This is a genomic window from Novosphingobium sp. BL-A-41-Hi4B-X5A, from assembly GCF_055521705.1.
In genome coordinates, this window is sequence record NZ_CM145500.1 from 445,863 (window position 1) to 470,334 (window position 24,472).

A 24,472-nucleotide genomic window follows, 5' to 3' on the forward strand; every position below is an offset into this window, starting at 1 on the left:
AGGGTAAACCCGGCCGCTCTATCCGCAGCGCGCTGCCACGAGTCGTCCGGAATCGTCCACGATCAGGTTGAGGCGGTCCGGGCGCACGTCTTGCGTGATCACGGCGCCGGGGCGAACGATGCGCATGCGGTCATGCCTGATCGACTTCTGCAATTCGGTACGAGCTTGTGGCGTGACAACCAGGCCTATCAGGCGCTGTGCCGCTTGCTGACCGCACGTGTCCAGCTGCGCCCCATCATTGCGGTTGACTGGCTGCATTGGCCTGGACGCCATTTCCTTGCCGCCGGCAACCATGGCGGCTGGCGTCAGGCACAAGGCTGCCGTGTAAAGCAGCAGCCGTGACGAAGGGCGAGATAGTGTGATCATTGTCTCCGAAACGGAGTGATATAGATCACAATCTTTTCGTCTACTCCATTCGTCGACGGGATTGGTCTGTTAATGGAAAGGGCGGCCGCAGCCGCCCTTTCACGTTTTTGCAATCAAACCGACCGGGATCAGTTCTTCGACTGATCGACCAGCTTGTTGGCACCGATCCACGGCATCATCGCGCGCAGCTTGGCGCCGGTTTCCTCGATCTGGTGGCGCTTGGCGAGGCCGCGGGCGGCCTTCAGCTCAGGCTGGCCGGCGCGGTTGTCGAGCACGAAGTTCTTCACGAAGCGACCCGACTGGATATCTTCCAGCACGCGCTTCATTTCCTTCTTGGTCTCGGCGGTGATGATGCGCGGACCGGTCGTGATGTCACCGTATTCAGCCGTGTTCGAGATCGAATAACGCATGTTGGCGATGCCGCCTTCGTACATCAGGTCGACGATCAGCTTCAGTTCGTGAAGGCATTCGAAGTAGGCCATCTCAGGGGCGTAGCCAGCTTCGACCAGCGTTTCGAAACCGGCCTGGACGAGGTGCGTCGCACCACCGCAGAGAACGGCCTGCTCGCCGAACAGGTCGGTTTCGCATTCCTCGCGGAAGTTGGTTTCGATGATGCCGCTGCGGCCACCGCCAACGCCCGAGGCATATGCGAGGGCGACATCATGGGCGTTGCCCGTCACATTCTGGTGAACGGCAATCAGGCAGGGCACGCCGCCGCCACGCTGGTATTCGCTGCGCACGGTGTGGCCCGGGCCCTTCGGCGCGATCATGATCACGTCGATGTCGGCGCGCGCTTCGATCAGGCCGAAGTGGATGTTGAGGCCATGGGCGAATGCGAGCGCAGCACCCGGCTTCATGTTGGCGTGCAGGTCCTCGGCGTAGATCGCGGCCTGATGTTCATCGGGAGCAAGGATCATGAGCACGTCGGCCCATGCTGCCGCGTCGGCATTGGCAAGGACCTTGAAGCCGGCGGCTTCGGCCTTCTTCGCGCTGGCCGAACCCGGACGCAGCGCGATGGCCACTTCCTTGATGCCCGAATCGCGCAGGTTCTGCGCATGGGCGTGGCCCTGCGAACCGTAACCGAGGATCGCGATCTTCTTGTCCGTGATGAGGTTCAGATCGCAGTCTGCGTCGTAATAGACCTTCATGTCGTTCCCAATCTTTGATGAATTCGTGAAAGGATAAGCGGTGAAATTCAGGCGGCAGTGGCGCCGCGGATCATGCCGACGATGCCGGTGCGACCAACCTCGACCAAGCCAAGCTCCTTCATCAACGCGACGAAGCTGTCGATCTTGTCGGGAGCGCCGGTCAATTCGAAGACAAAGCTCGAGGTCGTGGTGTCGACCACCTTGGCGCGGAACACATCGGCCAGGCGCAGCGCCTCGACGCGGTTCTCGCCCTTGCCGGATACCTTGACCAGCGCCAGCTCGCGCTCCACGAACGGGCCCACTTCGGTAAGGTCGGTCACCTTGTGCACCGGCACCAGCCGCTCGAGCTGCGCGCGGATCTGGTCGATTACTGGCGGCGGACCGTGCGTCACGATGGTGATGCGGCTGACGTCGTGTCCGTCGGTGATGTCGGCCACGGTCAGGCTGTCGATGTTGTAGCCGCGCGCGGTGAACAGGCCGGCAATCTTGGCGAGAATGCCGGCTTCGTTATCGACCGTAATGGTGAGGACGTGGCGCTCCTGCGCCTCCTGAGCGATGTGCATCATTGTTCCAGTGTCCCTCAGACCAGCGCCTTGGCTTCGTCGTCCATCGTGCCGGCGACTTCGTCCCCGTAGAGAATCATGTCGGTATGCGCAGCCCCCGACGGGATCATCGGGAAGCAATTGGCTTCCTTGGCAACAAGGCAGTCGACGAAGACCGGGCCGTCATGGTCCATCATCGCCTGGATGCCTGCGTCCAGCTCGCTCTCGTCGGTGATGCGGATGCCCTTCCAGCCATAGGCTTCCGCCAGCCGCACGAAATCGGGCAGGCTGTCCGAATAGGAGTTGGAGTAGCGGCTCTCGTAGGTCAGCTCCTGCCACTGGCGGACCATGCCCATCCATTCGTTGTTGAGCACGAAGACCTTGACCGGCAGGCGATATTGCGTGGCCGTGCCCAGTTCCTGGATGTTCATCTGGATCGACGCATCGCCAGCGATGTCGATGACCAGCGTGTCGGGGAAGCCGGCCTGCGCGCCGATCGCGGCGGGGAGGCCGTAGCCCATCGTACCGAGACCGCCCGAGGTCAGCCACTTGTTGGGCTTCATGAAGTGGAAGTACTGCGCCGCCCACATCTGGTGCTGGCCGACCTCGGTCGAAATGATCGGCTCACGATGCTTGGTCAACTCGTAGAGGCGCTCGACCGCGTACTGCGGCATGATCGCCTTGGACTTGCGCGGGTAGGCGAGGCTCTTCTTGCCACGCCAGCCATCGATGCGCGCATACCAGCCCGTCAGGTCCTGCGCCTTGTAGCCGCGTTCCAGCCACGCTTCGATCAGCTGCCCGAGAACCTTGCCGCAATCGCCTATCACCGGCAGGTCGACCGCCACGGTCTTGTTGATCGAGGCGCGGTCGATATCGATGTGGATCTTCTTCGAATTCGGCGCGAAGGCATCGAGGCGGCCGGTCACGCGGTCATCGAAGCGCGCGCCCACACAGACGATCAGGTCCGCCTGGTTCATCGTCAGGTTGGCTTCGTAGGTGCCATGCATGCCAAGCATGCCGAGCCATGCCGGATGATCCGCCGGGAACGCGCCCAGACCCATCAGGGTCGAGGTGACCGGCGCGCCGGTCAGCGCTTGCAGCTCGCGCAGCAGGCGCGCAGCTTCCGGTCCGGAATTGATCACGCCGCCACCGGTGTAGAACACAGGCGCCTTGGCCTTGGCGATCATTTCGATCGCCTCGGCGATCTCGCTGGCGCCGCCTTCGGTCTGCGGAGCGTAGCGATTGCGCTGCTGCGGTGCCGCGCTGCTCCACGTCGCGGTTGCGATCTGAACGTCCTTGGGAATGTCGATCACGACCGGACCAGGACGCCCTTCGGTGGCGATGCGGAACGCCTCGTCCATCGTCGCTGCTAGCTGCGAGGGGTCCTTCACCAGATAGTTGTGCTTGGTGCAGTGGCGCGTGATGCCGACGGTATCGGCTTCCTGGAATGCGTCCGAGCCGATCAGGCCAGTCGGGACCTGCCCGGTGATCACGACCATCGGGATCGAATCCATGAAGGCATCGGCAATGCCGGTGACGGCATTGGTTGCGCCCGGACCAGATGTGACGAGCACGACGCCGGGCTTGCCGGTGGCGCGGGCGTAGCCTTCGGCGGCGTGCGCTGCGCCAGCTTCATGGCGGACGAGGATGTGGCGGATGCGTTCGTCGCCGAACAGCGCATCGTAGATCGGCAGTACCGCGCCGCCGGGATAGCCGAACACGAATTCGACGCCCTTGGCGACAAGGCTTTCGACCAGGATCTCGGCGCCGCTGCGCTCGCTTGTCACGTTACTTCATCCTTCTTCGCGTGGCCGGGCCGATAGACCCGATGCTTCGCTGAAAAAACAAAAAACCATCAAAAATTTCTGCCCGGCTGTAGCTTGGCTGCGCCGGCCAAAAACCATAAAAAGTTTCTGCCCGGCTGTAGCTTGGCTGCGCCGGCCAGAACCTTCAAAAATTTCGGCCCGGCTGCAGCTAGGCTGCGCCGGCCAAAGCCTTCAAAAATTTCGGCCCGGCTGCAGCTAGGCTGCGCCGGGCCGTCTCTCCCTCTCGAGTGCTTGATCGACATGCAACATGGATCAGGCAATTGACGGCCTGCTACTTGACATAAAATGTGGTGTCAAGCGGCTAAGTGCGCAATAAACTTGCTGCATAGTCGAAGTCAATGGAATTTTCGTACGCCAAGCGGGGCCAGTAGCCGGGATTCTGGTTCTTCAGCCAGGTGTACTGCCGCTTGGCGTAGTTGCGCGTCGCCTGCTGCCCCGCGGAAATGGCCTGGTCCCGAGACATTTCGGCACGCAGGAATGCCGCGATCTCCGGCACGCCGATGGCTCGCATGACCGGAGCCGATTCGGATAAGCCCCGCGCGAGAAGGGCTTTTACTTCGTCCAGCGCGCCACCTTGCCACATCAGTTCGAAACGCAGATCGCACCGGCGATAGAGCCACTGCCGCTCGGGCAGGAGAATGATCGGCGCGAGGTCTACCGTCTCGCCGATGCCGCCGACACGCTGTTGCTGCCAATGCGCCAGCGAATGCCCTGTCGAACGCACCACCTCCAGCGCGCGGGTCACCCGTTGCACATCGGCGGGGCCAAGCAGGGCAGCGCGCGCCGGGTCCTCTACGCGCAACGCAGCATAGGCCGTCTCGACAGGCAAGGCCCGCACTTCCGCGCGAACGATCGGGTCGATTTCCGGCACCGGCGCAATGCCGTGGAGCAGCGTATTGATGTACATGCCGGTCCCGCCGACCAGGACCGGCAGCGCATTCCGCGCATGTGCCGCAGCGATCTCGGCCTTGGCCGCATTCGCCCAGTCCGCCGCCGAACAGGCCTGCGCGCCATCCCACGCGCCGAACAGGACATGCGGCACGCCCTGCATCTCTTCCTCTGACGGCCGTGCACTCAGCACGCGCAGATCTGCATAGACCTGCGCGCTGTCGGCGTTGATAATCACCGCCTCCCTACCTTGCTCTCGCAGCCGGAGGGCGAGTTTCACTGCGAGATCGCTCTTGCCGCTTGCCGTCGGCCCTGCGATTAGCGCCACGCGCGGGCAGTGCCCCGCGCTTTCAGAAAAGGATTCCCCGTTGATCATCGCGCGCCTGATAGCAGACCCGGAGACGCTTGGTGACAATCTCTCGCTTGCGATGGAAATGATCGAGGCGCGCGATTGGGAAGTGGCAGGCGCCGGCATGCTCGACTTCTGTGAGGACGTGCTCGAACTCGAAGTGGTCGAGGGTAATCCTGCAGGCATCCGCAAGATCCTCGACCAATGCTTCCCCGATAGCGACCTGCTGCTCTCCAATGGCCTTATCGAAGTGCCCAACCTCTTCGTGTCCGACATGGATTCGACCATGATCGAGCAGGAGTGCATCGACGAACTGGCTGACTTCGCCGGGCTCAAGGACCGCATCGCTGCGATCACCGAACGCGCGATGCAGGGGGAACTCGATTTCGAATCCGCTCTGCGCGAACGCGTCGGCCTCCTGAAGGACTTGCCTGAGGCCGCAATCGCCCAGTGCCTTGATGAGCGCATCCGCCCGATGCCCGGCGCCCGTACGCTCGTCTCCACGCTCAAGTCCCGCGGCTGCCATACCGTGCTGGTCACCGGCGGCTTCCACTCCTTCGCCGATCCGGTGGCTGAACTGCTCGGGTTCGATCGCGTGGTCGGCAACCGCCTCGGCCTGCATGAAGGCATGCTGACCGGCGGCCTGGTTGGCGGGATCGTCGACAGTTCGGTGAAGAAGAAGGTCCTGCTCGAAGAGACCGAGCGGCTTGGCGCTGAGGTGTTCAGCCTTGCCACCGGCGATGGCGCCAATGACATTCCGATGATCGAAGCCGCAAGCTACGGCATCGCCTATCGCGCCAAGCCCAAGGCCCGTTCTGCGGCGGACGGCTGGATCGACCGGGGTGACCTGACCTCGATCCTGTCGCTGCTGGGCATTGCCCGTCAGGACTGGGTCTTCGACTGATCAGGCGAATGCATGCTGCGTCGTCTGTACGCCATCACGCGCAGCAGCAGCGCTGCCGAAGCGAAGGTCGTCATCGTCAGCCCGACGGCGCGTGTCTCCGGCACCGGAATACGCTTGGCATAGGCCAGCGTGAAGATCAGCCAGATCACGTGAATGCCCACCGTGTGCAGCCGCTTCCAGTTCCGGCCAAGCGCGCGCATCGCTGCGTTGCTCGATGTCAGCGCCATGGCAAGGATGAACAGGTAGGCGAGGCCGCCCGGCACCAGCGATGCCAACGTGCGTGGTTCCGGATCGAGGCTGACCGCCACGACCAGCGCCACGAGGTGGATGGAATGGCTTACCGCAAAGCCGAGGCCCCACCACCTGCGATCACGCGCCAGCGCCCGGCTCCATGGGGCAGGGGACAGGCGAAAGAGCGAGGAGGCGAGGTAAGTCAGCAGAAACACCGGGAAGCCCACGCGCGCGGTCCATCGTGCTGCCAGGTGCCAACTCTCCAGTTGAGTCGTCCCGGCCGCCAGACCCGCAGCCAGTGCCAGCAAGGAAAGCGCCAGCCCCAGCGCCATCGGCCACCTGCGTGCCATGTTTCCGTTCTCCCCCTGTGTTTTTGCAAGTCTGCACTGCACCGTCGCCGCTGGCAAGCAGTGCTCCGGGCAGGGCGATTGACGATCTATTTACAGTGCTGTTAGTATTTGCCGGACACGAAGACCGGGAGAATCGACGTGAACGCCATGACCGGTGCGTTGAGTGCCGACCTGCCAATCTACGACGAGCGCCGTCCGCAGATGCGGATGCAGCCGCTCAAGGCATGGCACCATTTCCAGAACCTCCTGAAGGACAAGGAAAACACCGAGGAGGTGTTCCACATCTTCGAGGCGCTGCCGTGGCGGAACCTGCGTGAGCGGGCAGAGGCTTTCCTGCGCAGTGAGCGCGGCCAGGCCCTACGTGTGACAGAGCCCTATCTCCCGGCGATTCTCGACGATCACGCTGCCCTGCGCCAGACGCCCAAGGGATCTCTGGCCCACGCCTACTGCGATTTCATGGAGAGCGAGGGCTTGACCGCCCAAGGTCTGGTCGACGAGTTCGATCGTTTCGCCGCCAAGCGTGAGCGTTTCGAGGACCAGTTCCTGTGGTACCTCAACCGCATGCGCGATGTGCACGATATGCTGCACGTGCTGACCGGCTACGGCCGCGATGCGCTGGGTGAGGCCTGCGTCCTCGCCTTCACCTACAGTCAGCAGCCAAGCCCGGCACATCTGTTCATCGGCTACATGGCTGGCATGAACATCAACCGTCAGACGAAGCGCAGCGCTCCGGTGCTGCGTGCGGTGCGGGAAGGCCAGCGCCTCGGCAAGGCCTGCCCGCGCCTGTGCGAGCAGTCGATCAGGGAACTCCTGCCGCTACCGATCGAAGAGGTCCGCGCGCGCCTGAACATCACCCCTGCCGCGCGCTACAAGCAGGCGCATGGCATCTGGCGCGGCATGGGCATCGACCCTTATGACCTGCTCGGCAAGAACGCCGCCAAGCTCGCGGCCTGAAAACATCTTGATCCTCCCCGTTTTTCCGTTGGACAAACGGGGAGGTGGGCTGCCGCAGGCAGGTCGGAGGGGCTGTTAAGCCTCCATCCAGTCCCGGAAGAACGCCTCGTTCGCTTCACGCAGCACGGCAAGTTCGACGCCCGCCACCTGTGAGCCACCGACCGTACCAAGCTTGGTCGCGCCTTCGAGCACTTCGCCGGCCTTGGTTGTGACCACATAGCGCGACTGGTCCTCGCCGAACGCCGCAGCCGTAGTCAGGCCCACGTCAAGCGTGCAACCCTTGCCTCCAGCCAGCGCCATCTCGGTCAGCGCCACCAGCAGGCCGCCATCCGAGATGTCATGGACAGCGGTCAGCATCCCGGCAGCGATCCAGTCGCGCACCTGCTCGCCATTCTTGCGTTCCACCGCCAGATCGACCGCGGGCGCCTCGCCGTCTTCGCGGCCAAGCACTTCGCGCAGGTACAGCGACTGGCCCAGATGCGAACCTTCGCCACCGACCAGCCAGATCACGTCGCCCTCGTTCTTGAATGCGACCGTGGCCATCACCTCGTGATCGAGCATCAGGCCGACGCCGCCAATCGCCGGCGTCGGCAGGATGGCCGAGCCACCACCGGTCGCCTTCGATTCGTTGTAGAGCGAGACGTTGCCCGAAACGATCGGGTAATCGAGCGCGCGGCACGCATCGCCCATGCCGTTCAGGGCCTGGACGATCTGCGCCATGATCTCGGGGCGCTGCGGGTTGGCGAAGTTGAGGCAGTTGGTGATCGCCAGCGGGCGCGCACCCACCGCGCAGATGTTGCGCCACGTCTCGGCCACGGCCTGCTTGCCGCCTTCATAGGGATCGGCATAGCAATAGCGCGGCGTGCAGTCGGTGCTGATGGCCAGCGCCTTCTTCGAACCATGGATGCGCACTACAGCAGCATCGCCACCAGACTTCTGCAGCGTATCGGCACCGACCTGCGAGTCGTATTGCTCGAAGATCCAGCGACGGTTGGCGAGGTCCGGGCAGCCAATCAGCTTGACCAGATCAGCGCCAATGTCCGCGCTCTCCGGTACCGATCCCAGTGGAGCGACATTCGCCCAGGCCTTGTAGTCTGCCAGCGACAGGGCAGGGCGGTCATAGAGCGGCGCGTCTTCGGCAAGCGGCCCGAGTGGAATATCGCAGACCGTCTCGCCCTTGAACTTCAGCACCATGTGGCCGGTGTCGGTCACTTCGCCGATCACGGCAAAGTCCAGCTCCCATTTGCGGAAGATCGCCTCGGCCATGGCTTCCTTGCCGGGCTTGAGCACCATGAGCATGCGCTCCTGGCTTTCCGAGAGCATCATCTCATAGGGCGTCATACCCTCTTCGCGGCACGGCACCTTGTCCATGTCGAGGATGATGCCGGCCTTGCCGTTGGTCGCCATTTCGACCGACGAGGAGGTCAGGCCCGCAGCGCCCATGTCCTGAATCGCGACGATGGCATCTGTGGCCATCAGCTCGAGGCAGGCCTCGATCAGCAGCTTTTCGGTGAAGGGATCGCCCACCTGCACGGTCGGGCGCTTCTCGTCCGACTTCTCGTCAAAGTCAGCCGAAGCCATGGTCGCGCCGTGGATGCCGTCACGGCCGGTCTTGGAGCCGACGTAGACGATCGGGTTGCCGAGGCCCGTGGCGGCCGAATAGAAGATCTTGTCGGTATCGGCCACGCCCACGGTCATCGCGTTGACGAGGATGTTGCCGTCATAGGCCTTGTGGAAGTTGGTCTCGCCACCCACCGTCGGCACGCCGACGCAGTTGCCATAGCCGCCGATGCCCGCGACCACGCCCTGCACGAGGTGCTTCATCTTCGGGTGATCCGGGCGGCCAAAGCGCAGCGCGTTCATGTTCGCCACCGGGCGCGCGCCCATGGTGAACACGTCGCGCAGGATGCCGCCAACGCCCGTCGCCGCGCCCTGATAGGGCTCGATGTAGGAGGGGTGGTTGTGGCTTTCCATCTTGAAGATGGCGGCCTGCCCGTCACCGATGTCGATCACGCCCGCATTCTCGCCAGGGCCACAGATCACCCAAGGCGCCGAAGTGGGCAGCTTCTTGAGGTGGATGCGGCTCGACTTGTAGGAGCAGTGCTCCGACCACATCACCGAGAAGATGCCGAGCTCGACAAGGTTCGGCTCGCGCCCGAGCGCGTTCAGGACGCGCTGGTACTCTTCCTCGGACAGCCCATGGGCGGCGACGACATCTGGCGTGATTTCGGACATGGCGCGCGCCTTAGCGATGTGGGCGCGTGTAGGCTAGTCCTGTCAGGCGAATTTGAGCGCAACCCATGTCGCCGCCGTAGCGGCCACCGTCGTCGCGAACGTCCCCCAGATCACGTCGATCACGGTAACGTGCACCGGCCAGCGTGCCAGCACGGCTTGGCTGGTCAGATCGTAGGTCATGTAGCACATCGCACCGAGGATCGCGGCGTTCAGCGCCGTGGCGCCCAGACCTTGCGACAGGCCCGGCCGCACCGCGAACCACATCATGCCGGCAAGGTAGAGCAGGTAGAACACGATCGCTGGCCCCGCCCGAAATTGCGGCGCCAGCAGATCGCCCAACGCCGGACGATAAAGCTTCGACCCGGCCCAGCCCAGCCACACGGCATCCATGGCGCCGAACACCACGGCGGCTGCCACATAGGCGATTACGTATTGCATGAAGTGCAGGTCCCCGGCTTGTTGCGGATCGAAGCTTGACCGCGCCCCATGGCCCCGTCAATGCTGCCCCAATGGGAACCGCACCTGATATCGCATCAAGCATCGCTGGCCTCAGCTTCGAAGAGGCTCTGAAGGAACTCGAAACAGTCGTGCGGCGGCTGGAAAGCGGCGATGCCCCGCTCGATGAATCGATCGATCTCTATGCGCGCGGCGATGCCCTGCGCGCCCACTGCCAGGCGCGGCTGGATGCCGCGCAGGCACGGATCGAGGCCATCGTGGCCGATCGTGACGGCAAACCGCAGGGCCTTCGCCCGTTCGACGAAACCCAGGGCTGATCGGAGCTTCCGCCATGGCCGATACCGGTCTGCTAAAGCCTGCGCTCAAGGCGATTGCCGAGGACATCGACAACAGCTTCGACCTGCTCCTGCCCATTCCCGGTGACCCGCGCGACAGGCTGGTGGAGGCCATGCGCTATGCCACCATCGGCGGTGGCAAGCGCGTCCGCCCACTGCTGGTCTGCGCAACGGCTGCACTGTTCGGCGTGTCACGTGAAGCGGCGGTCCGCGTCGGCACCGCGATCGAGGCAATCCACGTCTATTCGCTGATCCATGACGACTTGCCGTGCATGGACAATGACGCCTTGCGGCATGGCAAGCCCACCGTGCATCTCGCTTTTGACGATGCTGCGGCAGTGCTTGCTGGCGACGCACTCCACGATTTCGCGTTCGAGGTTCTGTCGGATCCTGCCACCAGCGGCGATCCATTCACCCGTATCGAACTCATCCGCACGCTTGCCACAGCCAGCGGCATGAACGGCATGTGCGGCGGGCAGATGATGGACATCGTCGCCGAAACTTCGAGCTTCGATCTGCCTACAGTCACGCGCCTGCAGCAGCTCAAGACGGGGGCGCTCCTGTCCGCCTCGGTCGAAATGGGCGCAATTCTCGGCAAGGTGCCGCCTGAAGGCCGCACGCATTTGCGCGGCTATGCCCGCGACATCGGCCTTGCATTCCAGATCGCCGACGATCTGCTGGATGCCGAGGGCGATGAAGCGGCTGCCGGCAAGGCGCTGCGCAAGGATGAGGCCCAGGGCAAGGAAACCTTCCTGTCGCTGCTGGGTGCAGACCGCGCTCGCGAACAGGCGCGCATTCTGGTCGATCAAGCGATCGAGTTTCTGGCGAGCTACGGCCCCGAAGCCGATCTTCTGCGCGAACTTGCGCGCTTCATTGTCGAGAGGAATCACTGATGGCGCAGCGTATCGGCGTCTATCCGGGCACGTTCGACCCGATCACGCTCGGCCACCTCGATATTATCCGGCGCGGGGCCAAGCTGGTCGACAAGCTGATCATCGGCGTCACCACCAATCCTTCGAAGAACCCGATGTTCACGCCGGATGAGCGCATGGCCATGGTCAGCCGCGAAGTTGCCGATCAAGGCATCGATAACGTCGAGGTCGTGGGCTTCAATGCGCTGCTGATGAAGTTCGCCCGTGCGCAAGGCGCTTCGGTGATCGTGCGCGGACTGCGCGCCGTGGCCGACTTCGAGTACGAATACCAGATGGCCGGCATGAACCAGCAGCTTGATGCCGAGATTGAAACGGTGTTCCTCATGGCCGACGTCAGCCTGCAACCGATCGCATCGAAACTGGTCAAGGAAATTGCCCTGTTCGGCGGCGAGATCGCCGATTTCGTGACTCCGATGATCCGCGACGAAGTTGTCGCCAGGGTCGAGGAGCGTGGTCGTCTGGGCGACTACTGAAACAGAACGGCAATCGTTCATTGCAGCGACAGCGCGAGAAGCCTATCGGCGCTGCAGGCTATCCGGAGTTCGACTGTTCCATGGTTTCGCGCTTTCTCACCGCACTTGCGCTTGGCGCTGCCCTGATTGCCTCGCCGGCGATGGCGAAGGACAAGCAGGAAGAAGCTGCCGCGCCCGCGCCAAAGCCCTTGAACTACGTCGTGAACGCCGACCAGACGGCGGATCGCGAGAACATCCTTTATCTCGATCTTTCCAATGGTGGTCGCGTTGCCATACGGCTCATGCCGGAGTGGGCGCCCAGCCACGTCGAGCGGATCAAGACGCTGGTCCGCGAGGGCTTTTACAACGGCGTTATCTTCCATCGCGTGATCGATGGCTTCATGGCGCAGACCGGCGATCCGACGGGCACAGGGCAGGGCGGTTCGCCACTTCCTGACCTCAAGGCCGAATTCAACGCGGTCCCGCACGTCCGCGGCACCGTGTCGATGGCCCGCACGAACGAGCCGGATACGGCGAACAGCCAGTTCTTCATCGTGTTCTATCCGCGCTTTGCGCTCGATCACAAGTACACCAACTTCGGTCGCGTGATCGCTGGCATGGACTATGTCGATGCGATCGTGCGCGGGGAACCGCCGCAGAACCCGACCAAGATCGTCCAGGCTTCGATTGCCGCCGACAACAAGGCGGCCCCGGCTCCGGTCGCGCCAGCAGCGCCGGCTGCGATCACGGCGGACATGCTCAGCAATTCTACGTCAAACTAAGAGGTCTCGAATCCTCGCCCGATTGCGGCTAGGGCGCGCCCATGCGCGTTGACCTCTTCGACTTCGAACTGCCTCAGGAAAACATTGCCCTGCGTCCGGCGCGGCCGCGTGATTCGGCGCGGCTGCTTGGCGTCGGCACAGACGGGCCGTTCCGCGACCTTACGGTGCTAGATCTGCCCACGCTGTTGAATCCCGGCGATGTGCTGGTGTTCAACGACACGCGTGTGATTCCGGCCCAGCTTGAAGGGCAACGCGGTGAAGCACGCATCGGCGCAACACTCCACAAGCGGATCGACCTGCGCCGCTGGCAGGCCTTTGTCCGCAACGGCAAGCGCTTGCGCGAGGGCGATGAAATCATGTTCGGCGCCGGCGTGACCGCCTTTGCCGAAAGCCGCTTTGCCGATGGCAGCTGGACGCTGTTCTTTCCCGGCGAAGAGCCTGTCGAGGTCCTTCTGGAGCGGGCAGGGCAGATGCCCCTGCCGCCCTATATTGCCGGCAAGCGCCCGACTGACGAGCAGGACCGCGAAGACTACCAGACCATGTTCGCTGCCAAGGACGGCGCTGTAGCGGCTCCCACTGCCGCACTGCACTTCACCTCGCGCCTGATGGATGCGATCGCCGCACGGGGTATTCGCACAGAAACGCTTACCCTCCATGTCGGCGCGGGCACGTTCCTGCCGGTCAAGGCCGACGACACGGCCGATCACCAGATGCACGCCGAATGGGGCACGATCGACGCTGCCACGGCAGACCGTCTCAATGCCGCCCGCGCTGCAGGCAACCGCGTGATTGCGGTGGGGACAACCTCGCTGCGACTGCTGGAAAGTGCGGCGGGCGAGGACAAACGCATCCGTCCGTTTGAAGGCGACACCGCAATTTTCATCACCCCCGGTTACACTTTCCGCGCCATCGACGGGTTGATGACCAACTTCCACCTGCCCAAGTCCACGCTGTTCATGCTGGTCTCCGCGCTGATGGGGTTGGAGCGGATGCAGGCGGCCTATGCCCATGCCATTGCCAGCGGCTACCGCTTCTATTCCTACGGCGATTCCAGCCTGCTCCTGCCATAAAGCGCAGTTTGCGCCGGCCTTCCTCGCGCTAGCCTTGCCTCCAACAAGATTGGGAGGATGACATGATTCCGGCGCACGTTCCGACCGACCGCGTGGTGGATTTCGATATCTTCAATCCGCCCGGCGTCGAGACCGACTACTTTGCTGCCTGGAAAACGCTGCTTGATGGCCCCGGTCTGGTCTGGACCACGGCCAATGGCGGCCATTGGATCGCTGCGCGGGGTGATATTGTCCGCCAGCTCTGGGGCGACGCCGAAAGGCTCTCCAATCAGTGCCTTGCCGTCACGCCGGGGCTTGGTGAAGTCATGCAGTTCATTCCGCTGCAGGAAGACGGCGCAGCGCACAAGGCCTATCGCATGCCCGTGATGAAGGGCCTCGCCTCCCGCTTCGTCGTCGCGCTTGAACCCAAGGTGCGCGAAGTGGCGCGCGAATTGATCGAGGGTCTGCGCCCGCGCGGCGAGTGCGATTTCGTGAGCGACTTTGCCGAAATACTCCCGCTCAACATCTTCCTCACCCTGATCGACGTCCCGCTGGAAGACCGTCCCAGCCTGCGCCAACTCGGCGTCCAGCTTACGCGCCCTGACGGCTCGATGACGGTGGAGCAGCTCAAGCAGGCGGCTGACGACTATCTCTGGCCGTTTATCGAGAAGCGCATGGCGCAGCCCGGCGACGATCTGTTCAGCCACATCCTGTCGGAACCGATCGACGGCAGGCCGTGGACAGTGGACGAAGCGCAGCGGATGTGTCGCAATCTTCTGTTCGGTGGGCTCGATACAGTGGCGGCGATGATCGGGATGGTTGCCTTGCATTTGGCGAGGCACCCCGAGGACCAGAAATGGATGCGCGACAACCCCCGGGAGTTGCCCGGAGTTGCCGATGAGTTGATGCGTCGCTACCCGACAGTCGCCGTGAGTCGCAATGCAGTTGGAGATATCCAAATTGACGGCGTGACCATACGCACGGGCGATCTCGTCTACCTTCCCAGCGTGCTGCATAACCTTGATCCGAAAAGCTTTTCTGCTCCGGAGGAGGTGCGGTTCGACCGTGGCATGGCGCCGATCCGGCATACCACGATGGGCGTCGGCGCCCACCGCTGCGTCGGTGCAGGCCTTGCTCGCATGGAAGTGATTGTTTTTCTTGAGGAATGGCTTGCGGGCATGCCCGAGGTGAGGCTCGATCCAACCAAGCCGGTCACCATGAAGGGCGGCAACGTTGGCGCCTGCACCGCAATTCCGCTGGTCTGGAATCCCTAGGAAAACCAACCCCATACAAGTCGAACCGTAAGCCCGATGCTAACTATGACGAGCAGCGGGCGAATGACTTTCGCCCCAAACTTGGTGGCATAGTGCGAGCCGATCCACGCGCCGGTCATGGCGCCCACGCCCATGCAAGCCCCAAGAATCCACATTGCCTGGCCGCCGATGCTGAACACGATCACACTGGCTATGTTGCTGGTGACGTTGAGAAATTTCGTCAGGCCGGTGGCGCGGGTGAGTCCCATGCCGCGCAATCCCACCAACGTCGTCGCGAAGAACTGCCCCGCGCCGGGACCGAAGAATCCATCGTAGAAGGCGACCCCGGCGCCCACAGGCATGTAGCCGCGCTCTGACAGGTGGCCGTGGCGATCCTCGTCGGTCATGCCCGGCGAAAAGACCGTGTACAGGGCTACCGAGATCAGCAGTACAGGCACGACCAGCTTCAGGACATCGGCGCTAAGATGTTGAATTGCCAGCGATCCCACCATCGCTCCCACAAAGACTATGGCCGCCGTTGGCGCGTTCTTGCGGAAGCTGAACAGGCCGGCCTTGTGATAGCGCCAAGTCGCCATCGAGGTGCCGCACATCGACTGGATCTTGTTGGTCCCGAGCACAACGTGCGGGGGCAGGGGAGTGGACAGCAGCACCGGCATCATCACCAGCCCGCCGCCGCCCGCCACGGCGTCGATAAAGCCTGAAAGCACCGCCACGCAGGTCAGCGCCGGATAGAACCAGAGGTCGAGGTGGGCAGGTTCAAACATCAGCAGGTCTGGCATTTGCGCGCTTTGGCGATTGCGCCTAAGGGCCGCAACACTCTTTTTGCCGAGATCTCCGCACGATGACCCGTTTTGCCTTCGATATCCACGCCACCGACGGAAAAGCGCGTACCGGCACGATCCGCATGATGCGCGGCGACATTCGCACGCCGGCGTTCATGCCGGTGGGTACTGCCGCGACGGTCAAGGCGATGAAGATGGAGGACGTGCGCGCCAGCGGAGCGGACATCATCCTTGGCAACACGTATCACCTGATGCTCCGGCCCGGAGCAGAGCGCGTCGCGCGGCTTGGTGGCCTGCACAAGTTCGGCGGCTGGGACCGTCCGATACTGACCGACAGTGGCGGTTACCAGGTCATGAGCCTGTCGGACTTGCGCAAGATCACCGAGGAAGGCGTGACTTTCGCCAGCCACCTCGATGGCTCGCGTCACCTGCTGAGCCCGGAACGATCGATGGAGATCCAGCGCCTGCTCGGGTCCGATATCGTGATGTGCTTCGATGAGTGCCCGCGCGCTGACCAGCCGCGCGATGTGATTGCCAAATCGATGGAAATGTCGATGCGTTGGGCAAGGCGCAGCCGTGACGCGTTCAATGCCGGCGGCGAACATGCCGAACGCTCGGCGCTATTCGGCATCCAGCAGGGTGCGCTTGACGAACGCTTGCGCAAGGACAGTGCTGACGCCCTGACCGATATCGGTTTCGACGGCTATGCCATCGGTGGCCTTGCCGTGGGCGAAGGGCAGGAAGCCATGTTCGCCACGCTCGAATTCGCGCCGCAGCAGTTGCCTGCAGATCGGCCGCGCTATCTGATGGGCGTTGGCAAGCCCGACGATCTTGTCGGCGCGGTCGAGCGCGGGGTCGACATGTTCGACTGCGTCCTGCCGACGCGTTCCGGTCGCAACGGGCAGGGCTTTACCTGGAATGGCCCGGTGAACATGCGCAACGCCCGACATGCGGAAGACACCGGCCCTCTCGACGAACGATGCCCGTGCCCGACCTGCACCAAGTACAGCCGCGCCTATCTGCACCACCTCCACAAGTCAGGCGAGATGCTGGGCGCCATTCTGCTGACCGAGCACAACCTCTGGTTTTACCAGCAGCTCATGGCAGGAATGCGTGCGGCGATTGCAGAGGGGCGCTTTACGGCCTTTGCGGCTGATTTCAGGCGGGACTACCTCGCGCGTTAGGCGGCAAGGTCCTCCGCACCGTTCTGCATCATCGGATCGTGCGTCTCCAACCGCGTGTCCTTGTAGGCGTAGAATTCGCCTGTTCGCTCATCGAGGAAGCCTGCTCCGATTGCGAAGGCCTGGCGCTGTGCGGTAAGGAGGTCCGGGTACCATTTGCCGATGCGATGGGGGGTGACGAAGCGATAGAGAGACATACTTTTCTAATCGCCACGGGCCTTCATAGTTCCCCGCGCAATCGCAAATTTTGCCCGCAAAACAGAACGCAACAGCCTGTTTAAAAACGCGAAAAAGGCGGAGCTTGCGCCCCGCCTTCGTCGTGTTCTGCAGTGGTTCTGAAACCGATCAGCGCGAATAGAATTCGACGACCAGGTTCGGCTCCATCTTCACCGGATAAGGCACTTCGTCCAGCGTCGGAACGCGGGTGAAGGTGGCCTTGTCGCCTTCGGTGGCGACATAGTCGGGAACTTCACGCTCGGGCAGCGACTGTGCTTCGGCGATGAGAGCCATTTCCTTGGCCTTCTTGCCGAGGCTGATCACGTCGCCGGGGCGAACGCGACGCGAAGCGATGTTGCACTTCACGCCGTTGACGTAGATGTGACCGTGCGAAACGACCTGACGGGCCGAGAAGATGGTCGGCGCGAACTTGGCGCGGTACACGACCATGTCGAGACGCTGTTCGAGCAGGCCGATCAGGTTCTGACCGGTGTCGCCCTTCATCTTCGACGCTTCCTGATAGGTGCGCTTGAACTGCTTCTCGGTCACGTCGCCGTAATAGCCCTTGAGCTTCTGCTTGGCGCGGAGCTGGATGCCGAAGTCCGAGACCTTGCTCTTGCGGCGCTGGCCGTGCTGGCCGGGGCCATACGAGCGGCGATTCACCGACGACTTGGGACGACCCCAGATGTTCTCGCCAAGACGGCGGTCAATTTTGTACTTGGATGCCTTGCGCTTGGACATGCGCTGCCTTTCAATTTGCAGTACACCGGCAAACGCGCCGATGCTTCAAGTCCCGGACACGCACCATTCCACCGATTGCGAAATGCGGCCGCCGCTTCACCGGGAGTGCGAGGCCAATTGCGAAGCGCGGCCAAGAACAGACAATTAGCGCTTTGTCAAGGGCAGCGGCCATAGACAGGGTAGTGATTTTAAGGTGCTATCGAAAATGATGCACGAAGGGCCGCCTCGTCCTGACCAGTCGCAGCCGTTGGAATGTGCTTCCGGCGGCCTGGAGGCGATCGACCTTCAAATACTTTCGCTTTTGTCTCAACGGTTTGGATTGGCTGCAAGCACTGCGGCCCAACGAGAGCTTTCTGATGATGAGCGCAAAGCCCAGCTCACGGTGATTCGTCGCCGCGCGTTCGAGCTCGGTATCCCGGTCGGGCTTGTGACCGATTTCTGGGACCGGCTGATCGACGCCGCAGATGCCATACAAGCCCAGCGCAGCAACCGAGCGATCAACGACTGAAGGTCAACTGCGCGGCTCGTCGCCCGGCTTCGAGCCTTCCTTGCGGCGAAGAGCGCTCAACACTCCGCGCATCGTGCGCACTTCGAGATGGTTCCAGCCCGGCTTGGTCAGCATCGTGCGCAATGTGCGCCGCGTGGCGGCCGCCCGAGCCTCAGGCTCGAAATAGCCACGCGGCTCAAGCATCGTGCAAAGCTGTTCGAACATGCCTTCAAACTCCTCCTGCGGAGCAGGGGGCAGCATGTCCTCTACAGTAGGCTGAACCAGATCGACGTGCTTGGACCACTCGTAGGCGCACAGGATGACAGCCTGCGCGAGGTTGAGCGATCCGAATTCGGGGTTGATCGGCACTGTGATGATGGCGCGGGCAAGTGCCACGTCGTCCGTTTCAAGGCCTGACCGTTCCGGCCCGAAGATGATCGCGCTGCGGCCCTGCGCGGCAATGATGTCCTTCGCGGCCTGCTCCGGCGTCAAAACCGGCTTGGTTACGCCACGTTTGCGCACGGTGGTGGCGTAGACGTGGCTGCAATCGCTGACGGCGTCGGCGAGTGTCTCGAAGACCTGTGCCTTCTCGAGAACCCTGTCGGCACCAGCGGCGGCGGGACCGGCGGATGGATTGGGCCAGCCATCGCGCGGAGATACGAGCCGCATCTCGGTGAGGCCGAAATTGAGCATGGCGCGGGCGGCCTTGCCGATGTTTTCGCCCAACTGAGGGCGGACCAGCACGATGACCGGTTGGCGCTGTTCTGTGTCACTCATGGTCAGGCGCGGCCGCTCATTTCCTGGACGCTCGAGGCGAATTCCTCAAAGTCGCGCGCTTCGGTGAAGTCGCGGTAGACGCTGGCAAAGCGGATGTAGGCCACGCTATCTAGCTGGCGCAGGCCTTCCATGACCATCTCGCCGATGACCTTGGACGGTACTTCTGAATCGCCCATGGTCTCGATCTGGCGCTGGATGCCCGAGACGAGCTGGTCGAGCCGTTCCTGCGCGACCGGACGCTTGCGGCAGGCGAGCGACACCGACTGTTCGATCTTGAAGCGGTCGAACGGTTCACGTCGCTCTCCGCTTTTCACCACGACGACCTCACGCAACTGCACGCGCTCGAACGTGGTGAAGCGCGCCCCACAGCCTTCACACTGACGGCGCCGGCGGATCGAGGTGTTGTCCTCGCTCGGCCGGCTGTCCTTTACCTGGCTGTTGTCATGGGCGCAGAACGGACAACGCACGGCTTAGCGCTTGATCCTCTGCCAGAAGGCAACGCCAGCACCCACGGCAAGGCCGAGTGGCAAGGAAACGACCGGGAGGAGAACGCCCGCGACCGCGCCGATTGCCGCACCGGTGAGCACCGGCTTGGTCGATGGGTGGGCAAGCCCCTGCTTGGCCATACCGGACAGTTCGTCCTTGGCGCGGGCGGCGAGATCGTTCTGGTCGTTCATAGGCTTACAGCTCCGGATAGATCGGGAACTGCGCGCAAAGCTCCGCGACGCGATCGCGCACGCGCTGTTCGACCTGACCATCGCCCTCATCGCCATTGCGCGCAAGGCCATCGACGACTTCGACGATCAGCTTGCCGATGGTGCGGAACTCTTCCTCGCGGAAACCGCGGGTGGTGCCGGCCGGCGTGCCGAGGCGGATGCCCGAAGTGACGAAAGGCGAGCGCTTGTCGAACGGAACGCCGTTCTTGTTGCAGGTCAGCCAGGCGCGATCGAGGCCCTTTTCGGCGGCCTTGCCGGTCACGTCCTTCGCGGTCAGGTCAACCAGCATGAGGTGGTTGTCGGTGCCGCCCGAAACGATGCCCAGGCCGGCGTCCTTGATGCTTTCGGCAAGCGCCTTGGCATTGGCGACGATCTGGTGGGCATAGGCCTTGAATTCAGGGCGCAGTGCTTCACCAAAGGCAACGGCCTTGCCTGCGATAACGTGGACCAGCGGACCACCCTGGAGGCCGGGGAACACGGCAGTGTTGAACTTCTTGGCCAGATCCTCGTCATTGGTGAGGATCACGCCGGAACGCGGGCCGCGCAGGCTCTTGTGCGTCGTGGTGGTGACGACGTGAGCGTGCGGGAAGGGCGAAGGATGCGCGCCACCGGCAACGAGACCCGAGATGTGCGACATGTCGACCAGCAGCCATGCGCCGATTTCGTCGGCGATGGCGCGGAAGGCAGCCCAGTCCCAAGTGCGCGAATAGGCGGTGCCACCGGCGATGATCAGCTTGGGCTTGTGCTCGCGGGCGAGGCGGGCAACCTCGTCCATGTCGATCATGTGATCGTCAGGGCGTACGCCGTAGGGGATCACATTGAACCACTTGCCGCTCATGTTGACTGGCGAGCCGTGGGTGAGGTGACCGCCCGAATTCAGGTCGAGGCCCATGAAGCTGTCGCCGGGCTGCAGCAGGGCGAGAAACACGGCCTGATTCATCTGGCTGCCCGAGTTGGGCTGGACGTTGGCGAAGTTGCAGCCGAACAGCTGCTTGGCACGCTCGATCGCCAGATTCTCGACGATGTCGGCGTACTCGCAGCCACCATAGTAGCGCTTGCCCGGATAGCCTTCGGCGTACTTGTTGGTGAAGACCGAACCGGTTGCCTCGAGCACGGCGCGGCTGGTGATGTTTTCAGATGCGATCAGCTCGATCTTGGTCTGCTGGCGGTGCAGTTCGCCCTTGATCGCGGCGAACACTTCGGCATCGGCCGTTTCCAGATGCTCGGTGAAGAAGCCGGCTTTGCGGATTTCCGGCGCTGCTGTGGCGGTGGTCATCTCTGGGGCTCCTTCAGATTGCGGGGTTGGAAAGCTTTTCGACGCGGCCGGCATGGCGGCCACCGCCGAATTCGGTGGAGAGAAATGCGTCGAGGCAGGCCTTGGCCATGTCCTCGCCAGTCAGGCGTGCGCCCATCGCGATGACGTTCGCGTCATTGTGTTCGCGTGCGAGCGCAGCAGAAAGCGGTTCGGAAACCAATGCGCAGCGGCAAGCCGGTTCGCGGTTTACCGCGATCGAGATGCCGATGCCTGATCCGCAAAGGGCAACGCCACGCTCGGCAATGCCCTCGGCGACTACCGAGGCCAGCTTGTAGCCATAGTCAGGATAATCGACGCGATCGGCCGTCTCGGGACCCAGGTCGGCAACTTCATGGCCGAGGCCGATGAGGTACTCACGCAGGGCGGCCTTCAGGTCGACAGCGGCATGATCGGAAGCGATGGCGATACGCATGGGGATCGTTACTCGACAACGGTATTCGGGGATTCGTTGGCGCGCCTTTAGGCTCTTGCAGCGCAACAAGCCACCGCAAATCGCTGCGGGAAATCTGCCCGATGGGGCTCATCCTAACAGCTGGGAGCGTCATCGCGGTTGCGACCGGATCGTGCGATGCGTAAAGGCCCGGCAATCAGGATCGGACGGGACGAACGGAAATGCCGCAGGAACACGTGCTCATCGCCGGGGGCGGCATTGGCGGACTCACGCTTGCACTGACCCTGCACCAGATCGGCGTCTCTTGCACGGTTTTCGAATCCGTTCGTGAGTTGAAGCCGCTTGGCGTCGGCATAAACCTCCAGCCCAACGCCGTTCGGGAACTCGAGGACCTCGGCATTGGTGAGGCGGAGATGGATGCAGTTGGCATCCCGGCGCGGGAGTGGGCTCTGGTCGGTCTCAATGGGCGAGAGATATATTCCGAGCCGCGTGGGAAGCTGGCGGGATACAACTGGCACCAGTATGCGGTGCATCGGGGCGAATTTCATTTGCTGCTCTACCGCAAGGTGATCGAGCGCATTGGCCCACAGGCGGTGAGACTGGGCAGCAAGGTTACCGGCTATCGCAAGGAAGCGGATGGATCGGTTACCGCGCTGGTCGAGGACCGTTCGGGCAAGGTCGAGGAGGTGGCGGGAACGCTGCTTTTCGGCGCCGATGGCATACATTCGGCGATCCGTGCGCAGATGCACCCCGATCAGCCGCCGATCCATTGGGGTGGGACGATCATGTGGCGCGGGACCGCCAAGGGCGTGCCGATCCGTTCGGGTTCCTCCTTTGTCGGCCTTGGCACGAGCCGGCATCGCGTGGTGATCTACCCGATCTCGCACCCGGATGCTGACGGCTTGTCCGATATCAACTGGATCGCCGAGCAGACTTACGACACCAGTCATGACTGGACCAAGTCGGGGTGGTTCAGGCCTGTCGAGATGGCGGAGTTCGCGCACGAATTCGACGGGTTCGTCTACGACTGGCTTGATCTGCCGGCGTTGCTGGCAAAGTCTGACATGGCTTACGAGAACCCGATGATCGATCGCGATCCCTTGCCGACCTGGGTCGATGGACCCGTTGCGCTGATCGGGGACGCGGCGCATCCGATGTATCCCACGGGGTCCAACGGCGCGTCTCAGGCAATTGTCGATGCTCGCCAGATCGGGCGCATCATGGTGGAGCGGGGCGTTACGCCCGATGCGCTTGCCCAGTTTGACGGCGAGTTCTGTGGCCCGATCGGGCAGGTGGCGATGCGCAACCGCGGGGCTGGGCCCTTTGGTTTGCTGAATATGGTGGACGAACGCTGCGGCGGACAGTTCGAAGATATCGACGATGTCATTCCGGCGGCGGAGCGCAGCGCGTTCATGCTGGCCTATCAGCAGGCTGCAGGCTTTGCCAAGGACCGCCTGAACGGTGCGCCAAGGACGATCCCTGAAGGTGCCCAAGTTGCCCGGGTGCCCGCGTGAGCATTGCGTTGACCCATGTGACCGATCTGGTTGTCGAACTGTCCAAGCCCCATGAGATGGGCGAATGTCCAATGGGTGCCCGGCGGATCATCCCGATTGTGGGGGGTAACGCGGAGGGTCCGCTGCTCCGCGGTCGCATTTTGCCGATCGGGGCCGACTGGCAGACCGTCTCTCGCGAAGGGATTGCAGAACTGGACGCGCGCTATGCGGTCGAGACCGAAGACGGCGCAGTGATCGAAGTCATCAGCCAGGGCATTCGGCATGCAACGGCAGAGGTGCATGCGCGCATCGCCGGGGGCGAGGAAGTCAACCCGGCCGAGTATTACATGCGCACAGCAATCCGGCTCGAGACCGGTCATGCCGGATACGATTGGGTGAATCGAGCCCTGTTCATCGCAAAGGGCGGGAAGGTCGGCAATACTGTGCGCCTTGCGGTCTACAGGATTGACTAGCAGCCTTGGCTACCGGTCCGGAAGTCAATCCAGCAAGGCGCTGTGTCGGCCGGAGAGGAAGGTCGCGTTTTTCCGGGTGAGATCGCCTGGCACGAGGCGTTTCCCGTTCCAGCCATAAGGCGCCAGGCCCAGCTTGCCGAGGACTGCGACAGCAGACGCCTCGGGCCGCTCGATGATGATCGCAGGCTGATGCGTGGCGATCGTCTTGAGGCCACCGCCGATGACTTGCGATTCGAAGCCCTGAACGTCGATCTTGATGAGATCAGGGGCCAGTTCCAGCACGTCGAGCGTCTCGATCCTTACCTTGTGGCTGTCGACCACAAGCCGATCTGGTGTGAACCGCGCCATCCGCCGCTCATCAAGCCAATGAAGCGCAGCTTCGCGGTCTAGCGAGGCAATGCCGTCATAGATGAAGTTGCGATAGCGCGGCACGTGGATGTGCTGTTCGCCGCTCGCCGGACCGAGCGCCATTTCCCGCACATCCACGCCGCTGTCCCGGGAAAACTGCTGGCGAAGTTGCTGCGCCAGCGTGGGGATCGGTTCGATGGTGATGATCTTTCGAGGCCGTGCATAGCGCTGCAAGGCGACGACGCTCTGCCCCCAATTGCCGCCTACGTCGATCGCGAGGCCCAACGGGGCAAGCTTGCGCAGCAGGCGAATCTCGGGGTCAACAAACAGGCCAAGGTGGCGCGTAGCCAGGTTATAGGCCGAGAACTTTGCGCGACGCATCGCGGGAAAATGCGTCTGCAGATCCCGCAACTGCCGCCGCAGCTCGCGCATTGGCCAACTTTCGGGACGATACCCCCATTCCAGAACCGGTCCGGGGG

Annotated in this window: 31 protein-coding genes; 13 read left to right on the forward strand and 18 right to left on the reverse strand. The window is 63.0% G+C overall.

The annotated features are described in order from the left end of the window. Positions 1–18 precede the first annotated feature (18 nt). A complete protein-coding gene (locus tag ACZ1JY_RS01940) occupies positions 19–225 on the reverse strand; it encodes an I78 family peptidase inhibitor (RefSeq protein WP_465130936.1) in 207 nt (68 codons plus the stop codon). Between ACZ1JY_RS01940 and ACZ1JY_RS01945 the strand changes: the two genes are divergently transcribed. Continuing rightward, entirely contained in the window at positions 133–342 is a 210-nt protein-coding gene (locus ACZ1JY_RS01945; RefSeq protein WP_465130949.1) for a hypothetical protein, read from the forward strand. The genes ACZ1JY_RS01940 and ACZ1JY_RS01945 overlap by 93 nt on opposite strands. Positions 343–494: 152 nt before the next feature. Here ACZ1JY_RS01945 and ilvC read toward each other — a convergent pair whose 3' ends face one another. The 5 genes from ilvC to miaA form a co-directional block, all read right to left on the reverse strand. Next, on the reverse strand, positions 495–1,514 hold the full coding sequence (gene ilvC, locus ACZ1JY_RS01950; RefSeq protein ID WP_118074039.1) for a ketol-acid reductoisomerase: 1,020 nt from the start codon (positions 1,512–1,514) through the stop codon (positions 495–497). A gap of 47 nt (positions 1,515–1,561) precedes the next feature. Next, positions 1,562–2,077, reverse strand: coding sequence for an acetolactate synthase small subunit (gene ilvN / locus ACZ1JY_RS01955; protein ID WP_118074792.1), 516 nt, complete (start codon positions 2,075–2,077; stop codon positions 1,562–1,564). Positions 2,078–2,094: 17 nt separating this feature from the next. Beyond that, entirely contained in the window at positions 2,095–3,843 is a 1,749-nt protein-coding gene (gene ilvB / locus ACZ1JY_RS01960; protein ID WP_465130195.1) for a biosynthetic-type acetolactate synthase large subunit, read from the reverse strand. 68 nt (positions 3,844–3,911) lie between these two features. Next, the gene (locus tag ACZ1JY_RS01965) at positions 3,912–4,124 is read right to left on the reverse strand and encodes a hypothetical protein (RefSeq protein ID WP_465130196.1); all 213 of its coding nucleotides are present in this window, start codon (positions 4,122–4,124) and stop codon (positions 3,912–3,914) included. A 59-nt stretch (positions 4,125–4,183) separates the two neighbouring features. Continuing rightward, positions 4,184–5,146, reverse strand: coding sequence for a tRNA (adenosine(37)-N6)-dimethylallyltransferase MiaA (gene miaA / locus ACZ1JY_RS01970; RefSeq protein ID WP_465130197.1), 963 nt, complete (start codon positions 5,144–5,146; stop codon positions 4,184–4,186). Between miaA and serB the strand changes: the two genes are divergently transcribed. Then, complete coding sequence (gene serB / locus ACZ1JY_RS01975) at positions 5,139–6,023, forward strand: phosphoserine phosphatase SerB (protein WP_118074790.1); 885 nt, start codon at positions 5,139–5,141, stop codon at positions 6,021–6,023. The genes miaA and serB overlap by 8 nt on opposite strands. On the opposite strand, the gene ACZ1JY_RS01980 is transcribed toward serB, so the two are convergent. Continuing rightward, positions 6,002–6,604 (reverse strand): hypothetical protein, encoded by a 603-nt coding sequence (locus ACZ1JY_RS01980; protein WP_465130198.1) that lies wholly within the window; start codon positions 6,602–6,604, stop codon positions 6,002–6,004. The two genes, serB and ACZ1JY_RS01980, sit on opposite strands and share 22 nt — an antisense overlap. A gap of 147 nt (positions 6,605–6,751) precedes the next feature. Between ACZ1JY_RS01980 and ACZ1JY_RS01985 the strand changes: the two genes are divergently transcribed. Beyond that, the gene (locus ACZ1JY_RS01985; protein ID WP_118074789.1) at positions 6,752–7,558 is read left to right on the forward strand and encodes a Coq4 family protein; all 807 of its coding nucleotides are present in this window, start codon (positions 6,752–6,754) and stop codon (positions 7,556–7,558) included. A 75-nt stretch (positions 7,559–7,633) separates the two neighbouring features. Here the strand turns inward: ACZ1JY_RS01985 and purL are convergent, their stop codons facing one another. Together purL and ACZ1JY_RS01995 are read right to left on the reverse strand one after the other, a co-directional pair. Continuing rightward, positions 7,634–9,793, reverse strand: coding sequence for a phosphoribosylformylglycinamidine synthase subunit PurL (gene purL, locus ACZ1JY_RS01990; RefSeq protein WP_168903214.1), 2,160 nt, complete (start codon positions 9,791–9,793; stop codon positions 7,634–7,636). A 42-nt stretch (positions 9,794–9,835) separates the two neighbouring features. Then, the gene (locus tag ACZ1JY_RS01995; protein WP_118074035.1) at positions 9,836–10,231 is read right to left on the reverse strand and encodes a DUF2177 family protein; all 396 of its coding nucleotides are present in this window, start codon (positions 10,229–10,231) and stop codon (positions 9,836–9,838) included. A gap of 71 nt (positions 10,232–10,302) precedes the next feature. On the opposite strand from ACZ1JY_RS01995, the gene ACZ1JY_RS02000 reads away from it, so the two are divergent. The 6 genes from ACZ1JY_RS02000 (at position 10,303) to ACZ1JY_RS02025 (ending at position 15,073) form a co-directional block, all read left to right on the forward strand. After that, complete coding sequence (locus ACZ1JY_RS02000; protein WP_118074034.1) at positions 10,303–10,566, forward strand: exodeoxyribonuclease VII small subunit; 264 nt, start codon at positions 10,303–10,305, stop codon at positions 10,564–10,566. Between the two features lie 14 nt (positions 10,567–10,580). Beyond that, a complete protein-coding gene (locus ACZ1JY_RS02005; protein ID WP_465130199.1) occupies positions 10,581–11,477 on the forward strand; it encodes a polyprenyl synthetase family protein in 897 nt (298 codons plus the stop codon). After that, a complete protein-coding gene (gene coaD / locus ACZ1JY_RS02010) occupies positions 11,477–11,989 on the forward strand; it encodes a pantetheine-phosphate adenylyltransferase (RefSeq protein WP_118074033.1) in 513 nt (170 codons plus the stop codon). The genes ACZ1JY_RS02005 and coaD overlap by 1 nt, the downstream gene beginning before the upstream one ends. Positions 11,990–12,069: 80 nt before the next feature. Next, the gene (locus ACZ1JY_RS02015; protein WP_118074788.1) at positions 12,070–12,750 is read left to right on the forward strand and encodes a peptidylprolyl isomerase; all 681 of its coding nucleotides are present in this window, start codon (positions 12,070–12,072) and stop codon (positions 12,748–12,750) included. A 41-nt stretch (positions 12,751–12,791) separates the two neighbouring features. Further along, entirely contained in the window at positions 12,792–13,820 is a 1,029-nt protein-coding gene (gene queA, locus ACZ1JY_RS02020) for a tRNA preQ1(34) S-adenosylmethionine ribosyltransferase-isomerase QueA (RefSeq protein ID WP_465130200.1), read from the forward strand. A gap of 62 nt (positions 13,821–13,882) precedes the next feature. Next, a complete protein-coding gene (locus ACZ1JY_RS02025) occupies positions 13,883–15,073 on the forward strand; it encodes a cytochrome P450 (protein WP_465130201.1) in 1,191 nt (396 codons plus the stop codon). Here the strand turns inward: ACZ1JY_RS02025 and ACZ1JY_RS02030 are convergent. After that, positions 15,070–15,852, reverse strand: coding sequence for a TSUP family transporter (locus ACZ1JY_RS02030; protein ID WP_465130202.1), 783 nt, complete (start codon positions 15,850–15,852; stop codon positions 15,070–15,072). The two genes, ACZ1JY_RS02025 and ACZ1JY_RS02030, sit on opposite strands and share 4 nt — an antisense overlap. 62 nt (positions 15,853–15,914) lie before the next feature. Between ACZ1JY_RS02030 and tgt the strand changes: the two genes are divergently transcribed. Continuing rightward, positions 15,915–17,039, forward strand: coding sequence for a tRNA guanosine(34) transglycosylase Tgt (gene tgt / locus ACZ1JY_RS02035; protein WP_118074030.1), 1,125 nt, complete (start codon positions 15,915–15,917; stop codon positions 17,037–17,039). Here tgt and ACZ1JY_RS02040 read toward each other — a convergent pair. After that, positions 17,036–17,233 carry a hypothetical protein gene (locus ACZ1JY_RS02040; protein ID WP_118074029.1) on the reverse strand — a complete coding sequence of 66 codons (198 nt, stop codon included), beginning with the start codon at positions 17,231–17,233 and terminating at the stop codon, positions 17,036–17,038. The genes tgt and ACZ1JY_RS02040 overlap by 4 nt on opposite strands. Before the next feature lie 148 nt (positions 17,234–17,381). Beyond that, positions 17,382–17,993 (reverse strand): 30S ribosomal protein S4, encoded by a 612-nt coding sequence (gene rpsD / locus ACZ1JY_RS02045; RefSeq protein WP_118074028.1) that lies wholly within the window; start codon positions 17,991–17,993, stop codon positions 17,382–17,384. A 205-nt stretch (positions 17,994–18,198) separates the two neighbouring features. Between rpsD and ACZ1JY_RS02050 the strand changes: the two genes are divergently transcribed. After that, complete coding sequence (locus ACZ1JY_RS02050; protein WP_168903221.1) at positions 18,199–18,501, forward strand: chorismate mutase; 303 nt, start codon at positions 18,199–18,201, stop codon at positions 18,499–18,501. A 3-nt stretch (positions 18,502–18,504) separates the two neighbouring features. Here ACZ1JY_RS02050 and ACZ1JY_RS02055 read toward each other — a convergent pair whose 3' ends face one another. Genes ACZ1JY_RS02055 through rpiB form a run of 5 tightly spaced genes read right to left on the reverse strand, consistent with a single transcriptional unit; the run spans position 18,505 to position 21,700 of the window. After that, the gene (locus ACZ1JY_RS02055) at positions 18,505–19,257 is read right to left on the reverse strand and encodes an RNA methyltransferase (RefSeq protein ID WP_465130203.1); all 753 of its coding nucleotides are present in this window, start codon (positions 19,255–19,257) and stop codon (positions 18,505–18,507) included. Between the two features lie 2 nt (positions 19,258–19,259). Next, complete coding sequence (gene nrdR, locus ACZ1JY_RS02060) at positions 19,260–19,724, reverse strand: transcriptional regulator NrdR (RefSeq protein WP_039331266.1); 465 nt, start codon at positions 19,722–19,724, stop codon at positions 19,260–19,262. A gap of 3 nt (positions 19,725–19,727) precedes the next feature. Further along, the gene (locus ACZ1JY_RS02065; RefSeq protein ID WP_118074025.1) at positions 19,728–19,934 is read right to left on the reverse strand and encodes a hypothetical protein; all 207 of its coding nucleotides are present in this window, start codon (positions 19,932–19,934) and stop codon (positions 19,728–19,730) included. Positions 19,935–19,938: 4 nt separating this feature from the next. Continuing rightward, positions 19,939–21,249, reverse strand: a complete 1,311-nt coding sequence (glyA, locus tag ACZ1JY_RS02070) for a serine hydroxymethyltransferase (RefSeq protein ID WP_039331262.1) — start codon at positions 21,247–21,249, stop codon at positions 19,939–19,941. Positions 21,250–21,262: 13 nt separating this feature from the next. Then, positions 21,263–21,700, reverse strand: coding sequence for a ribose 5-phosphate isomerase B (gene rpiB, locus ACZ1JY_RS02075; protein ID WP_039331261.1), 438 nt, complete (start codon positions 21,698–21,700; stop codon positions 21,263–21,265). A gap of 200 nt (positions 21,701–21,900) precedes the next feature. Here rpiB and ACZ1JY_RS02080 point away from each other — a divergent pair, with 200 nt between their 5' ends. Together ACZ1JY_RS02080 and ACZ1JY_RS02085 are read left to right on the forward strand one after the other, a co-directional pair. Beyond that, positions 21,901–23,193 carry a flavin-dependent oxidoreductase gene (locus tag ACZ1JY_RS02080; protein WP_465130204.1) on the forward strand — a complete coding sequence of 431 codons (1,293 nt, stop codon included), beginning with the start codon at positions 21,901–21,903 and terminating at the stop codon, positions 23,191–23,193. Continuing rightward, the gene (locus ACZ1JY_RS02085; protein ID WP_465130205.1) at positions 23,190–23,645 is read left to right on the forward strand and encodes a DUF3237 domain-containing protein; all 456 of its coding nucleotides are present in this window, start codon (positions 23,190–23,192) and stop codon (positions 23,643–23,645) included. Before ACZ1JY_RS02080 ends, ACZ1JY_RS02085 begins: the two co-directional genes overlap by 4 nt. Positions 23,646–23,669: 24 nt before the next feature. On the opposite strand, the gene ACZ1JY_RS02090 is transcribed toward ACZ1JY_RS02085, so the two are convergent. Next, positions 23,670–24,374 (reverse strand): FkbM family methyltransferase, encoded by a 705-nt coding sequence (locus tag ACZ1JY_RS02090; RefSeq protein ID WP_465130206.1) that lies wholly within the window; start codon positions 24,372–24,374, stop codon positions 23,670–23,672. Positions 24,375–24,472 lie beyond the last annotated feature (98 nt).

Bases quoted from the DNA above. Each gene is read 5' to 3' on its own strand.
- ACZ1JY_RS01945 (WP_465130949.1), top strand. From the start codon at position 133: ATGCCTGATCGACTTCTGCAATTCGGTACGAGCTTGTGGCGTGACAAC.
- ilvC (WP_118074039.1), bottom strand. From the start codon at position 1,514: ATGAAGGTCTATTACGACGCAGACTGCGATCTGAACCTCATCACGGAC.
- ilvN (WP_118074792.1), bottom strand. From the start codon at position 2,077: ATGCACATCGCTCAGGAGGCGCAGGAGCGCCACGTCCTCACCATTACG.
- ACZ1JY_RS01965 (WP_465130196.1), bottom strand. From the start codon at position 4,124: ATGTCGATCAAGCACTCGAGAGGGAGAGACGGCCCGGCGCAGCCTAGC.
- miaA (WP_465130197.1), bottom strand. From the start codon at position 5,146: ATGATCAACGGGGAATCCTTTTCTGAAAGCGCGGGGCACTGCCCGCGC.
- ACZ1JY_RS01980 (WP_465130198.1), bottom strand. From the start codon at position 6,604: ATGGCACGCAGGTGGCCGATGGCGCTGGGGCTGGCGCTTTCCTTGCTG.
- ACZ1JY_RS01985 (WP_118074789.1), top strand. From the start codon at position 6,752: ATGACCGGTGCGTTGAGTGCCGACCTGCCAATCTACGACGAGCGCCGT.
- purL (WP_168903214.1), bottom strand. From the start codon at position 9,793: ATGTCCGAAATCACGCCAGATGTCGTCGCCGCCCATGGGCTGTCCGAG.
- ACZ1JY_RS01995 (WP_118074035.1), bottom strand. From the start codon at position 10,231: ATGCAATACGTAATCGCCTATGTGGCAGCCGCCGTGGTGTTCGGCGCC.
- ACZ1JY_RS02000 (WP_118074034.1), top strand. From the start codon at position 10,303: ATGGGAACCGCACCTGATATCGCATCAAGCATCGCTGGCCTCAGCTTC.
- ACZ1JY_RS02005 (WP_465130199.1), top strand. From the start codon at position 10,581: ATGGCCGATACCGGTCTGCTAAAGCCTGCGCTCAAGGCGATTGCCGAG.
- coaD (WP_118074033.1), top strand. From the start codon at position 11,477: ATGGCGCAGCGTATCGGCGTCTATCCGGGCACGTTCGACCCGATCACG.
- ACZ1JY_RS02015 (WP_118074788.1), top strand. From the start codon at position 12,070: ATGGTTTCGCGCTTTCTCACCGCACTTGCGCTTGGCGCTGCCCTGATT.
- queA (WP_465130200.1), top strand. From the start codon at position 12,792: ATGCGCGTTGACCTCTTCGACTTCGAACTGCCTCAGGAAAACATTGCC.
- ACZ1JY_RS02025 (WP_465130201.1), top strand. From the start codon at position 13,883: ATGATTCCGGCGCACGTTCCGACCGACCGCGTGGTGGATTTCGATATC.
- ACZ1JY_RS02030 (WP_465130202.1), bottom strand. From the start codon at position 15,852: ATGCCAGACCTGCTGATGTTTGAACCTGCCCACCTCGACCTCTGGTTC.
- tgt (WP_118074030.1), top strand. From the start codon at position 15,915: ATGACCCGTTTTGCCTTCGATATCCACGCCACCGACGGAAAAGCGCGT.
- ACZ1JY_RS02040 (WP_118074029.1), bottom strand. From the start codon at position 17,233: ATGTCTCTCTATCGCTTCGTCACCCCCCATCGCATCGGCAAATGGTAC.
- rpsD (WP_118074028.1), bottom strand. From the start codon at position 17,993: ATGTCCAAGCGCAAGGCATCCAAGTACAAAATTGACCGCCGTCTTGGC.
- ACZ1JY_RS02050 (WP_168903221.1), top strand. From the start codon at position 18,199: ATGATGCACGAAGGGCCGCCTCGTCCTGACCAGTCGCAGCCGTTGGAA.
- ACZ1JY_RS02055 (WP_465130203.1), bottom strand. From the start codon at position 19,257: ATGAGTGACACAGAACAGCGCCAACCGGTCATCGTGCTGGTCCGCCCT.
- ACZ1JY_RS02065 (WP_118074025.1), bottom strand. From the start codon at position 19,934: ATGAACGACCAGAACGATCTCGCCGCCCGCGCCAAGGACGAACTGTCC.
- glyA (WP_039331262.1), bottom strand. From the start codon at position 21,249: ATGACCACCGCCACAGCAGCGCCGGAAATCCGCAAAGCCGGCTTCTTC.
- rpiB (WP_039331261.1), bottom strand. From the start codon at position 21,700: ATGCGTATCGCCATCGCTTCCGATCATGCCGCTGTCGACCTGAAGGCC.
- ACZ1JY_RS02080 (WP_465130204.1), top strand. From the start codon at position 21,901: ATGCCGCAGGAACACGTGCTCATCGCCGGGGGCGGCATTGGCGGACTC.
- ACZ1JY_RS02090 (WP_465130206.1), bottom strand. From the start codon at position 24,374: ATGCGTCGCGCAAAGTTCTCGGCCTATAACCTGGCTACGCGCCACCTT.